Origin of the sequence: Clostridium sp. DFI.5.61 (genome assembly GCF_024462915.1) — a bacterium.
Classification (GTDB): domain Bacteria; phylum Bacillota; class Clostridia; order Oscillospirales; family Oscillospiraceae; genus Lawsonibacter; species Lawsonibacter asaccharolyticus.
In genome coordinates this window covers 1-12,722 of sequence record NZ_JANGBZ010000074.1, presented here as the reverse complement: position 1 = coordinate 12,722, position 12,722 = coordinate 1, and the positions used below count along the sequence as shown (strand labels likewise).

Annotated in this window: 11 protein-coding genes; 6 read left to right on the top strand and 5 right to left on the bottom strand. The window is 62.5% G+C overall.

Translation table 11 applies throughout. The features are described 5' to 3' along the window. Positions 1-70: 70 nt before the first annotated feature. Positions 71-574: a GreA/GreB family elongation factor gene (locus NE584_RS17830; protein ID WP_256183382.1), complete on the bottom strand. Its 504-nt coding sequence runs from the start codon at positions 572-574 to the stop codon at positions 71-73. Positions 575-777: 203 nt separating this feature from the next. Between NE584_RS17830 and NE584_RS17825 the strand changes: the two genes are divergently transcribed. From NE584_RS17825 to NE584_RS17815, 3 genes are all read left to right on the top strand, one after another. Next, positions 778-1,185, top strand: a complete 408-nt coding sequence (locus tag NE584_RS17825; RefSeq protein ID WP_050624590.1) for a Mini-ribonuclease 3 — start codon at positions 778-780, stop codon at positions 1,183-1,185. Between the two features lie 34 nt (positions 1,186-1,219). Next, complete coding sequence (locus NE584_RS17820; RefSeq protein ID WP_256183381.1) at positions 1,220-2,983, top strand: NFACT family protein; 1,764 nt, start codon at positions 1,220-1,222, stop codon at positions 2,981-2,983. Between the two features lie 274 nt (positions 2,984-3,257). Next, complete coding sequence (locus NE584_RS17815) at positions 3,258-3,722, top strand: N-acetyltransferase (RefSeq protein WP_256183380.1); 465 nt, start codon at positions 3,258-3,260, stop codon at positions 3,720-3,722. A gap of 154 nt (positions 3,723-3,876) precedes the next feature. Here NE584_RS17815 and NE584_RS17810 read toward each other — a convergent pair whose 3' ends face one another. From NE584_RS17810 to NE584_RS17795, 4 genes are all read right to left on the bottom strand, one after another. Continuing rightward, a complete protein-coding gene (locus NE584_RS17810) occupies positions 3,877-4,881 on the bottom strand; it encodes an NAD(P)H-dependent glycerol-3-phosphate dehydrogenase (protein ID WP_256183379.1) in 1,005 nt (334 codons plus the stop codon). A 97-nt stretch (positions 4,882-4,978) separates the two neighbouring features. Next, on the bottom strand, positions 4,979-5,668 hold the full coding sequence (locus NE584_RS17805) for a glycerol-3-phosphate acyltransferase (RefSeq protein WP_050624586.1): 690 nt from the start codon (positions 5,666-5,668) through the stop codon (positions 4,979-4,981). Between the two features lie 3 nt (positions 5,669-5,671). Next, on the bottom strand, positions 5,672-6,997 hold the full coding sequence (gene der, locus NE584_RS17800; protein ID WP_256183378.1) for a ribosome biogenesis GTPase Der: 1,326 nt from the start codon (positions 6,995-6,997) through the stop codon (positions 5,672-5,674). A gap of 146 nt (positions 6,998-7,143) precedes the next feature. Continuing rightward, the gene (locus tag NE584_RS17795) at positions 7,144-8,520 is read right to left on the bottom strand and encodes a DUF512 domain-containing protein (protein ID WP_108981386.1); all 1,377 of its coding nucleotides are present in this window, start codon (positions 8,518-8,520) and stop codon (positions 7,144-7,146) included. Between the two features lie 426 nt (positions 8,521-8,946). Here NE584_RS17795 and NE584_RS17790 point away from each other — a divergent pair, with 426 nt between their 5' ends. From NE584_RS17790 to NE584_RS17780, 3 genes are read left to right on the top strand one after another with little or no spacing between them, the layout of a single operon-like run. Beyond that, positions 8,947-10,551, top strand: a complete 1,605-nt coding sequence (locus NE584_RS17790; protein WP_256183377.1) for a glucosyltransferase domain-containing protein — start codon at positions 8,947-8,949, stop codon at positions 10,549-10,551. An 8-nt stretch (positions 10,552-10,559) separates the two neighbouring features. Continuing rightward, positions 10,560-11,528 (top strand): glycosyltransferase family 2 protein, encoded by a 969-nt coding sequence (locus NE584_RS17785; RefSeq protein WP_108981388.1) that lies wholly within the window; start codon positions 10,560-10,562, stop codon positions 11,526-11,528. Then, positions 11,509-11,943 carry a GtrA family protein gene (locus NE584_RS17780; RefSeq protein ID WP_050624582.1) on the top strand — a complete coding sequence of 145 codons (435 nt, stop codon included), beginning with the start codon at positions 11,509-11,511 and terminating at the stop codon, positions 11,941-11,943. Before NE584_RS17785 ends, NE584_RS17780 begins: the two co-directional genes overlap by 20 nt. Positions 11,944-12,722 lie beyond the last annotated feature (779 nt).

Here is a 12,722-nt window from a genome sequence, read left to right as displayed (position 1 = left end):
GGGCGGGGGCGGGCGGGGGGGGGGGGGGGGGGGGCCCCCCCCCCCCCCCCTTTCCCTGCTCTCCCGCCGCTCAGAATCGGTTGAGGGGGACGGAGCCGTCGTCCGTCCCCTTTTCGATGGATCTGACCTCCACATAGTAGCCGTACTGCTCATTGACCTGGACATAGGGCCGGTCCCCCACCCTGCGGCCCAGCAGGGCCTTTCCCATGGGGGACTCCTTGCTCACCAGGCCGTGGAGGGCATCCTGGCGCATGGTGGTGACGATCTGGTACACCTCTGTCTCGTCGTCCTCCTCCAGGTAGACCGTCACCCGGTCGTACAATCCCACCGTGTCCGCCCCGGAATGGTCCGCGATGACCACGGCGGTCTTGATCATGTTTTCCAGAAATCGGATGCGGCTCTCGTTCCGGTTCTTCTCCTGCTTGGCCGCCTTGTACTCAAAATTCTCGCTCAGATCGCCGAAAGCCCTGGCCTCCTTCACCGCCTCCAGCAGTTTGGGCCGCAGCTGGACCCTGCGGTAGTCCAGCTCCTCCCGCATCAGCTGGAGGTCCTTCTGCGTCAGTTCGTTGTGCATGGCGCTTCTCCTCTCCGCCCCGTCCCGGGGCCCTTTTCTTTTGGCCCTATTGTACCAGACCCCGGCCCGGTTGGCAACGGCCTGCACCAGCTCTCTTTGCTCTCGTGTGTGTGCGCATGTGATCTTTACAGCATATAGGCATTGTCTTATAGGGGGGAGTGTGGTATGATGATAGATTGAAAGCCTGAGACGGAGGGGACCCTATGATCGACTACTTCCACCTGAATATGGACGCTGAACAGCTGCTGAATCTGTCCAGCCTGGGGCTGGCCCACCTGGGGGACGGGGTGTATGAGCTGATGGTGCGCTCCTGGCTCTGTCTCCACGGCAAGGCCACCGCCCGCAACCTGCACCGGGCCACAGTGGGCTATGTGGCCGCGCCGGCCCAGGCCCGGCGGGCAGAGCGCATCCTCCCCCTGCTCACCCAGGAGGAGGCGGATGTCTTCCGCCGGGGCCGAAACACCGCCCCCCACTCTGTCCCCAAGGGGGCCAGCCGTGGGGAGTATCAGACTGCCACCGCCCTGGAGGCCCTGTTCGGCTGGCTCTATCTCCAGGGCCGGACCGACCGGCTCAACCAGCTCTTCTCCACCATGATGGAGGGGGAGCTGTGACCCGCCCAACCTGTGACATAAATGAGGTGATCCCATGCCTTTGGACGCGCTGTGCCTGAGCGGAGTGGTCCATGAACTGCAGAACGCCCTCTCCGGGGCAAAAATCGACAAGATCTATCAGCCAGGCCGGGACGAGGTGGTCCTGGCCCTGCGGGCCCCCGCAGGCAATGTGAAGCTGCTCCTCTCCGCCAACCCCAGCCACCCCCGGGCCCATCTCACCCAGATCTCCCGGGAGAACCCGGACAAGCCCCCCATGTTCTGCATGCTGCTGCGCAAGCACCTGTCCGGCGCCCGGCTGCTGGAGCTGCTCCAACCACCCATGGAGCGGGTGGTGGACCTGCGGCTGGAGGCCCTGGACGAGCTGGGGGACCGGGTGGAGCGCCGCCTGGTGCTGGAGGCCATGGGCCGCCACTCCAACCTGATCCTGCTGGACGGGGAGGGCCGGATCATGGACTGCCTGCGGCGGGTGGACAGCGACATGTCCGCCCGGCGGCAGGTGCTGCCCGGCCTGTTCTACCGTCTCCCCCCCGCCCAGGAGAAGCTGGACCCCTCCTCCCTGGACCGCGCCGCCCTGGAGTCCGCCCTGGCCGCCGCACCGGAGGAGAGCCAGGCGGACAAGTGGCTGCTGGACACCTTCGGCGGCCTCTCCCCCCTCATCTGCCGTGAGCTGGCTTTCCGGGCGGGGGGAGCCACCGACGCGCGGCTGCATCAGATGGGGGAAGGGGGCCGGTCTCGGCTGCTGGATGAGCTGGAAGGGCTCCTGCGTTCTGTGCAGGAAAACAGCTTTACACCTGTCATGCTGGAAAAGGAGGGGCATCCCTCCGACTTCACCTTTCAGCCCATCAGCCAGTACGGCCCCGCCGTCTCCTGCGTCCCCTTCCCCTCCTTCTCCGCCCTTCTGGACCGCTTTTACGAGCAGCGGGAGAACCAGGAGCGGGTGCGCCAGCGGGGCCAGGACCTGATCCGCTCCGTGACCAACGCCCGGGACCGCGCCGCCCGCAAGATCGGCCTTCAGGAGCAGGAGCTGGCCGCCACCCGGGACCGGGAGCGGCTGCGCCAGTTCGGGGACATCATCACCTCCAATCTCCATGCCATGGAGAAGGGGATGTCCCGGCTGACGGCAGCCGACTTCTATGACCCGGAGTGCCCTCAGATCCACATCCCCCTGGACCCCCTCCTCACCCCTCAGCAGAACGCCGCCAAGTACTATAAGGAGTACAACAAGGCAAAAACAGCGGAAAGTATTTTAACTTTACAGCTAGAGAAAGGCCGGCGGGACCTGGACTACCTGAACAGCGTGCTGGAGGCCATCGCTCTGGCGGAGGGAGAGCGGGACCTCCAGGAGATCCGCCAGGAACTCACCGACACCGGATATCTCCGCCGCCCCTCCAAAGCCAGAGACCGGGGCAAGCGGGTGGCCTCGAAGCCCATGGAGTTCCGCTCCTCCTCCGGCCTGCGTATCTCCGTGGGCAAAAACAACACCCAGAACGACCTGCTCACTACCAAGCAGGCTTTCAAGAGCGACCTGTGGTTCCACACCCAGAAGATCCACGGCTCCCACGTCATCCTGTGGACCGAGGGGGGGCAGCCCGACCTGACCAGCATTCAGGAGGCTGCCCAGCTGGCCGCCTGGTTCTCCCAGGGCCGGGCGAGCGGCAAAGTGGCGGTAGACTATACCCCGGTAAAATATGTGAAAAAGCCGGGGGGTGCCCGGCCCGGCATGGTGGTCTACACCACCTATGAGACCGCCTATGTCGCCCCAGATGGGGAGCTGGCCCGGCGGCTGCGGGTAAAATAGAGATCCCTTTAATCAGAGGGAGCGTCCCGCCGGGCGTTCCCCCTCCCCCATCTGTGGGCCGGGGCATCCAGAGAGGGCTTCCACCCTGGAACACAAATTTTGATCGGGTGTGAAAAGGGGGATGCGCCCAGGGACAGTTCTGAGACAAAATAATTTCAAATCAGCCATGCGCGGGACGACCGGCTGCGGTCCATACCAGACCGTTTATGCTTTTCCCCTTGAAAAATAGAGACAAGCAGATCGTCCCCTTTCTGAGAAAGCAGGAGAAAACAAAATGAATTCCCACAGCGATCACACATTGCATTTTGAAGCGGTAAACAGCAGGAACCGAGCGGAGGTCGAACATCTGGAGGTCTTTGCGGACCAGTCCGGCTTCATTGAAAGCGTGACACAGTGCCTTCAGGAGGCCGACAAATTGGAGTTGTGGAGGCCCGTCGGCATTTATGACCTCGGTATGCTGATCGGTTTTGCCATGTACGGTTATTTTCCGGAACCTGCCCCGGGGCAGGTGTGGCTGGACCGGCTGCTGATCGATAAAAAGTATCAGGGCAAAGGGTACGGAAAGCGGGTCGTGCTTGCCCTGCTTGACAGGCTCCGAACAGAATATTCCTGTGATACCATATATCTCAGTGTGTATGAGACCAACTCCCACGCGATCCATCTCTATCAGCAGATCGGTTTTCACTTCAATGGAGAGTACGATACCAACGGGGAGCATGTCATGGTATATGCTTTTTAACCTATTGTGCCGTCCGCGTTATAATACAGGGCCGTATCCCCTCAGTGTACAGAGCATCAAACAGCGATCGGCACCGGTTATCAGTCTATTGGCCGGAGAAATAGCGGGCCGGGCAGCCAACAAATGGCTGTCCGGCCCGCTTATCCTTCTTCTCTCAGGTCCAGGAGGACTCTTCGGTCTCGGACCGCTTGGCCCGGGACATCAGTTCTGTGACCACGGCGTGGACATCCCGCCCCTCGTAGAGCACCTCGTAGGCGGCCTGGGCGATGGGCATCTCGATGCCCACCTTCTGGGCCAGGGTGCGGGCGGTGACAGCGGCGTAGTAGCCCTCCACCACGGCGCCGATCTCCTTCACCGCCTCTTTGGGCTCCACCCCTTTGCCGATGAGGATGCCGCACCGGCGGTTCCGGGAGTGCATGGAACAGCAGGTGACGATCAGGTCCCCCACGCCGGCCAGCCCGGCAAAGGTCTCCTGTTTTCCTCCCAGGGCCACCCCCAGCCGGGCCATCTCCGCCAGCCCCCGGGTCATGAGCAGTGCCTTGGTGTTGTCCCCGCAGCCCATGCCGTCGCAGCAGCCGGCGCAGAGGGCGATGATGTTCTTCAGGGCGGCGCACAGCTCGGTGCCCACCTTGTCGGTGCTGGTGTAGACCCGGAAGCGGGGGTTCATAAACAGGTCCTGCACCTGCCGGGCCAGCTCCAGGTCCTCGCTGGCCGCCACCACGCCGGTTGGGACATGGCGGCCCACCTCCTCGGCGTGGGAGGGGCCGGAGAGCACCACCACGGGGCAGTGGCCCTGGAGCTCCTCCTCAATGACCTGGCTGAGGCGGAGGGAGGTGTCCTTCTCGATGCCCTTGGACACGGAGATCACGATGGTCCCCGGGTCGGCCAGCTGCTTCAGCTTGGCGGCAGTGGCGCGGACCGCAAAGGACGGGGTGGCCATCACCACGGCGCCGCAGCCCTTCACCGCCCCCATATCGGTGGTCAGGCCCATTGTCTCGGGCAGCGGCACCCCCTTCAGCATGGGGTTCTCCCGGGTCTCCCGCAGCACCCGGGACTCCTCCTCGGTGTAGGACCACAGGGTCACCTCATGTCCGTTTTCCAGCAGCAGCAGCGCCAGGGCCGTCCCCCAGCCTCCGCTGCCAAGGACTGTGATTTTCATGGTAATACCTCCCAAGATATGTTGTAGGGGCGGCCTGTGACCGCCCGTTGTTCAATTTTCTTGGCTGTTCGGGCGGCCGCAGGCCGCCCCTACGGGGTCATTGCTTCTTGTGCAGAGAAAACTTGTTCTCTGTCCCGGTCAGCAGACGGTGGATGTTGCCCCGGTGCATGTAGACCACCAGGCCGCCCAAGAGCAGGCCCAGCAGGGTGATGATCCAGTCCTGATAGACGAACCAGGTGGCCACCGGAAAGCTGGCTCCGGCCCACACCGATCCCAGGGAGACGTATCGGGTGAGAATGGCAAGGATCAGGAATCCCCCCCACACCACCAGGGCAATGCGCCAGTCGATCATGATGGCGATGGTGCCGCCGGACAGGATGCCCTTTCCCCCCTTGAAGTGGAACATGCAGGGGAACATGTGGCCCAGCAGGCAGAACAGGCCCGCCCAGTACTTGGCAAAGACCAGAACAATGGCCTCTTGGCTCCAGAAGCCGCCGTCCCAATATCGGGCCATCAGGATGCCCGCCCACACTGCGGCCACCGCCTTGAGGACATCGCACAAAATAACTACCAGGGTCAGCGGCCCGCCGAAGGTGCGGTAGAAGTTGGTCAGCCCCGCGTTGCCGCTGCCGTGGGTGCGCACATCGTCCCGCAGGATGTACTTGGAGACGATGACCGCCCCGTTGGAGCAGCCCAGCAGGTAGGCCGCTGCCGCCACCAGAAGCAAGGGCAGACCCATGTCATAAAAGATCCAGGGGGAGATGTCCCCCCAAGTCATGCCCAGCATTGCTCACTCCTCCTTCTCGCCCTTCTGCCGGATGGTCAGCCGCACCGGCGTGCCCTCCAGGCCGAAGGTGGCGCGGATCTGGTTCTCCAGATACCGCTGATAGGAGAAGTGGAACAGCCGGGCGTCGTTGCAGAAGCACACAAAATGAGGGGGGCGGATGCCCACCTGGGTCATGTAGTAGATCTTCAGGCGGCGGCCCTTGTCCGTGGGGGGCTGCACCCGGGCGGTGGCATCGGCCAGCACCGAGTTGAGCATCCCGGTGGAGATGCGGGTGGCTGCCTGGTCATTCACATAGTTGATCAGCTCGAAGAGCCGGTCCACCCGCTGGCCGGTGAGAGCGGAGATGAACACGATGGGGGCGTAGGTCATATAGCTCAGGTCCCGCATCACGTCCTGGCGCATCTTGTCCATGGTCTTGCCGTCCTTCTCGATGGCATCCCACTTGTTGACCACGATGATGCAGGCCTTGCCCGCCTCGTGGGCCAGACCGGCCACCTTGGTGTCCTGCTCGGTGACCCCCTCCCGGGCGTCGATCATGATGAGGCACACGTCGCTGCGCTCGATGGCCATGGTGGCCCGCAGGACGGAGAACTTCTCGATGCGGTCATCCACCCTGGACTTCTTCCGCATCCCTGCCGTGTCGATGAACAGGTATTTGCCCCGCCCGTTCTCGAAGGGACTGTCCACCGCGTCCCGGGTGGTGCCCGCCACATCGCTGACGATGACCCGCTCCTGCCCCAGGATGCGGTTGACCAGGGAGGACTTGCCCACATTGGGCTTGCCGATGATGGCCACCTTGATGACATCGTCCTCCTCGTCCTCCTCCTCCTCGGGGGGGAAGTACTGGAAGCAGGCGTCCAGCAGGTCGCCGGTGCCGTGGCCGTGGACGGCGGAGACGGCGATGGGGTCGCCCAGGCCCAGGTTATAGAACTCGTAGATGTCCGGGTTCTCCCGGCCCACCTGGTCCGCCTTGTTCACCGCCAGCACCACCGGCTTCCGGGCCCGGAGGAGCATGTTGGCCACCTCCTGGTCGGCTGCGGTCATGCCGGTCTTGACGTCACAGACAAAGACCACCACCGTAGCGGTCTGGATCGCGATCTCGGCCTGCTCCCGCATGAAGGAGAGGATCTGGTCGTCCGTCCCCGGCTCGATCCCGCCGGTGTCCACGATGTCGAACACCCGGTTCCTCCACTCGCACTGGGCGTACAGCCGGTCCCGGGTGACGCCGGGGGTGTCCTCCACGATGGAGAGGCGCTGGCCGCACAGCTTATTGAACAGCATGGACTTGCCCACATTGGGGCGCCCCACGATGGCGACTAAGGGCTTCATACATATCACCTCTTGATGAGTTAGGAATTAGGAATGAGGAATTAGGAGTTAGAGGATAGGAGATAGGGGCGGCCTGCGCCGGGGAGTCTGCGCGCCCCAGGCGCGCCATAATTCCTACCTCCTAATTCCTCATTCCTAATTCCCTCTCAGGGGTTGTATTGATAATATTCCGTCTCCTCCCGGGGGAGCTCCTGTCGGGGGAGGCCGGACGAGATGCCGCACATGGCGTCCAGCAGCTCATAGCCGTCCTGCTCCACGGGGATCACGGGGACACCCAGTGCCCGCTCCACATCGTCCAGGGATACGTCATCCAAAAAGACCCGCTCCCCGTGGCGGAGCATATTGGCGGGGATGAGCAGACGCTCCCCCAGCTTCTTCCCCCGCAGCTGAGCGATCAGGTCGCCCCCCGTGACCAGTCCGGCCACCACGATGGTCTCCCCGAAGAAGTCGTTGCGGATGGGGTACACCGTCCCCTCTATTTTACCACATTTTTTCCGCGCCAGCTCTACCAATTCCGTTAAAAACGGGGCGGCGGACACGCCTGTGGCAATGGAGAAGGGGACGGTCCTCTCCATCTCCTCCGCCTCCATCAGGTCCAGGCCCCGGCGGAATTCCTGGCGCAGCAGGCGGAGCATCCCCACCCCGTTGTCCAGCTGGGTGAACTCCTCGTAGTAGTCCTCCTCCGGCAGGGGCCGCCCGGCCAGCAGGTAGAACTCGTCAGAGCACCAGACCAGGGCTGTGCCGTGGGCGTCGCGGTGGGCCGCCGCAAAGGCCTCCACCTGGTCCACCACCGCCCCCGCTTCCTCCCGGGTATAGGGCCGCAGGGGATAGAGGCCCTCCCGGTACTTGGTCACCCCCACCGGCACCACCGACACGCTGTGGACGGCGGGGAACATCTCCGCCAGGTCCCTCAGGGTCCGGTCCAGGGCGGGTCCGTCATTGATCCCGGGGCAGGAGACGATCTGACAGTTCATGGTGATCTGGTGCCGGGCGAAGCGGCGCATGATCTCGATGCTCTCCCCGGCCCGGCGGTTTTTCAGCATCTCCACCCGCAGCGACTGGTCGGTGGTGTGGACGGACACGTTGATGGGGGAGATGCGCAGGTCGATGATGCGCTGCACCTCCCGCTGGGAGAGGTTGGTCAGGGTCAGGTAGTTGCCCATCAGAAAGGACAGCCGGGCGTCGTCATCCTTGAAATAGAGGCTCTCCCGCATCCCCGGCGGCATCTGGTCCACAAAGCAGAAGATGCAGTTGTTGGCACAGGAGCGGGCCCGGTCCATGAGATAGGTCTCGAACTCTAGTCCCAGGTCCTCCCCCTCCTCCTTGCGGACCCGCAGGGTGCGGCTGGCTCCATCCGGGGCCTGGAGGGTAAGCGTCAGACGGGCGTCATAGGAATAGAACTTGTAGTCCAGCACATCCAGGATCTGCTTCCCGTTGATCTCCACCAGGGTCTCTCCCGCCTGGACGCCGGCTTTGGCCGCCGGGCTCCGGGGCTCCACCCGGCGGATCATGGTCTTGCTCACAGCGCTCCCTCCTCCTCTCAAAAAGGCGTTCTTTATATTATATCGTATCCCTGCCCCTCTTTTCAAGGAAAAATCCGTTTTTTCTCGGATCTCGCCGGACATTTTTTGAGGGCGCCGCCGGGTATCCGGCGCCATCGGCCACCGGACACCTTATCTTTTTCTTGATTGTACCATACCCGTCCCCGCCGGGCAACACGTTTCCACTCTATTCTGCTCTCTCGCCGGGTATCCGGGGCACAAAAAGGATGCCTCTCCCCCGCCCTTAGTTCCACCGCTCCGGCAGAACGCCCTCTCCCCGGCCTCCGGGGAAAAGCACCCTTTCCGCCCCGGAGTTTACAGGATGTGAAAATTATGATATGATGTTCTATGATTTTCCCTTTTCTTTCTCAAATCCGCGGCTCCGGCCGCCCTGGAGGCACCTGCGACATGCTGGACGACAAGCTCAAAGCCCTGTGGGCCCGGATCTCCCCCCCGCAGAAGGCGGCCTTTTTCGGCTGTTTTCTGTCGGGCTATCTGGTCCACCTCTACGTCTTTACCAACATCATCCCCAACTCCGACGGTCTCAGCCGCATCTTCGACCCCCAGCAGATGACCGTCTCCGGCCGGTGGTTTCTCCACTTCGCCTCCTATTTCAACGGCTTCACCCAGATGCCGGCGGTCATCGGCCTCTTCTCCGTGCTCTTCCTCGCCCTGGCCGCCGCCCTGGCCGTCTCTCTGCTGGGCATCCGCAGCCGTGCCCTCTCCGCCCTGTCCGGGGCGCTGATGGCCGCCTTTCCCGCCGTGGGCTACACCTTTCTCTATCTGTTCACCGCCTCCGCCTACTGCTTCGCCATTTTTTTGGCGGTCCTCTCCGTCTCCCTGGCCAGAAGGGGCCGGTGGCACTGGCTGGCAGGCTGTCTGCTCCTGGCCTGCTCCATGGGCACCTATCAGGCCTATGTGACGGTGGCCATCGGCCTGTCCCTGCTGGTCATTTTCCGGGAGACCCTGGACCCGTCCGCCTCCTTCTCCGCCACCCTGCGCCTGGGGGTGCGGCTGATGCTGTTCCTGACTGCGGGGGCCGTCCTCTACTACGGCATCCTGCTGGTCTTTCTTCAGGTGAAGGACCTGGAGCTGCTGTCCTATCTGGGGATGGATGCCGCCAGCTCCGGCTATCCCTTCTCCCGCCTCCCCGGGCTGCTGCTGGACACCTACAAGCAGGTGGCGGCTTTCTTCTTCCTGCCCGGTTCCGCCAACACCTTCACCTCCGGCTGGATGGCCGTGCTGGATCTGGCCGCGCTGGCGCTGGGCGGGGGCTGCTTCCTGCTGTGCATGGGGCAGGAGGGGCTCTGGCGGGCGCGCTGGCGCCCCCTGGGCGGGCTGGCCATGCTGGCCCTGCTCCCCCTGGGCATCAACTTCGGCCAGATCCTCAGCCCCTGGTCCGCCCCCACCCCCCTGATGAAATACGCCTTTGTGCTGGTCTATCTGGCGGTGGTGCTGCTGGCTGACCGGGCCCTCCCCGCCGCCGGTGCCGGCGCCTCCGTGCTCCGCCGCCGCGCGGCCCCCTGCGCCGCCCTGTGGCTGGTCCTGCTGCTGCTGTTCTCCCTGAACACCAACAACCGGCTCTACACCGCCTCCGCCCAAGCCCACCGCGCCACCCTCAGCTACGCCACCCGGCTGGCCTCCCGCATCGAGAGCTGCCCCGGCTACACCCACGGGATGCCGGTCTATCTCATCGGCTCTTTCCCCACCGACCGGGTCCACAACAGCGTGGAGGGCTTTGCCCAGGTGGACCATTACAGCGTCCCCCTGGACACCGTGGCTCCCCTGAACAAGCACATCTACTACTACCTCCGGGACTGGCTGAACCTCCCTATCGAGGAGCCCGCCGAGGCCGACCTTATGGCCATGGCGGAGCGGCCGGAATTCGCCGCCATGCCCCGCTACCCCGACGACGGCAGCGTCCAGATCATCGACGGCTGCCTGGTCGTGAAGGTGCAGGAGGAATACACCCCAAAATCCGACTTTGAGATCGCCTATGAGAACAGGAGATGAACTGTCCCATGCCCAATTCTGCTCCCACTGACTCCGGACTGCTCTCCGTGGTCCTCCCCGCCTTCAACGAGGAGGAGATGGCTCCCCGGGCAGCTGATGTCATCTCCGCCCTGCTGGAGCAGGCCCAGATCCCCCATGAGCTGATCTTTGTGGACGACGGCTCCCGGGACAGGACCTGGGCGCGCATCCAGGAGAAGAGCCGCGCCCTGCCCCAGGTACGGGGGGTGCGCTTCTCCCGCAACTTCGGCAAGGAGGCTGCCATTTTTGCCGGCCTGGCCCAGGCCCGTGGGGCTTGCTGTGTGGTGCTGGACTGCGACCTCCAGCACCCGCCGGAAAAGATCGTGGACATGTACCGCCTGTGGCAGCAGGGCTACCAGGTCGTGGAAGGCGTCAAGGTGAGCCGTGGAAAGGAGAGCCCCCTGCACACCCTGGCGGTCCGGTGTTTCTACCGGGCCATGAGCGGGAGCACCGGGCTGGACATGTCCCGGGCCTCCGACTTCAAGCTGCTGGACCGGCGGGCGGTGGATGTGCTGCTGGCCATGCGGGAGAAAAACGCCTTCTTCCGGGCCCTGTCCTCCTGGATCGGCTTTTCCACCGCTCAGGTGGAGTTCCAGGTGCGGGAGCGGGAGGCGGGCCGCTCCAAGTGGTCCCTGCGCAGCCTGTTCCGGTATGCCCTCACCAATCTGGCCGCCTTCTCCACCGCCCCCCTCCAGCTGGTCACCTTTCTGGGGGTGCTGGTGCTGATCGCCTCGGTGGTGCTCAGCGTCCACTCCCTGTGGCAGAAGTTCACCGGGCAGGCCCTGGAGGGCTTCACCACCGTCATCATCCTGATCCTGTTCATCGGCAGCATCCTCATGATCTGTCTGGGCATTATCGGCTACTATATCGCCAAGATCTATGAGGAGGTGAAAGACAGGCCCCGGTATATCCTGTCCGACACCTGCGGGGAGGCGCGCCATGCTGAAAAAGATCTTTGATCCCACCCTTTTCCGCTTCCTCCTGGTCGGGGTGGTGAACACCCTGGTGGGATATGGTGTCATGTTCGGCCTTTACAACCTGGCCGGCCTCCACCTCTGGGGAGACCCGGGCTACTGGATCTCCTCCGCCGCCAACTATCTGGTGGGCAGCGTGGTCAGCTTTTTTCTCAACAAGCACTTCACCTTCCGCAGCCGGGAGAAGGGCCCCGGCGTGGTGCTCCGCTTCGCGGCCAATATCACAGTATGCTGGCTGCTGGCCTACGGCCTGGCCAAGCCCGCCATGGGAGCCCTGCTGAGCGGCACTGCCCTCAGCCCCCAGCTTCAGGGCAACCTGACCATGCTGGCGGGCTCCGGGCTGTTCGTCCTGCTCAACTACTTCGGACAGCGCTTTTTCGCCTTCCGCTCCAGGACATGACCCCCGGCATCTGGAACAGGCCGATCACATGTGGCGCGAGGTAGAAAACAGAGGGCACCGCCCGGCCTCCATCCGTACTCAGGCGCAGGGACATTGGATGTCCCTGCGCTTTTTGTATTGTTAGGCGCGCCTTTGTCCGGCCGGTCAGGCAAACGGAGGGGAATGAGCATCCTGCCCGCAGATAGCTCCTCCCCAGCGCTCCATCAAAAGCACCAGCTCAGCCGGTGCTTTTCTTTCATTATATATGATAAGGGGAGGATGTGAGCGTGCTCACATCCTCCCCTTATCTCACTTTTCAATTTTGCGCGTTTGTACAATCACTTATTGTTGTCCTTATTCTTTTTGTTCGTAACGCTACTCAGGATAGCGCCCACGACGCACAGCCCGATCACTACGATCAGGAAAATCTTTTCAGGTCCCATTGGTCATCCTCCTCCCCTGTAAAGATTCTTAACACTTTTTTGTCGGCCATTTTTATTTCTTAACGGTTTCTTGATAAGAATCATAGCAGATTTTTATAAAAAAAGCAACCCTTTTTTACGGACATTTATATATTTTTTTGTGTCCCTCCGCTTCACTTCTCCAAATTATAAAACATTTTCTTTGATTTTACCTAGCTTTTATTGATTTTCCCCGAATTTTTATCCTTTTTTGACTGTTTTATTTTTTGTTATTTTCATTAGTTTTTCTCAAGATATCTTGTCATTTTCTTAACACCTGTGCCGGGTTGACAAGTGGGAAAGGGGCGGCTATAATAAGCCCAACAAATCAATCAGCAG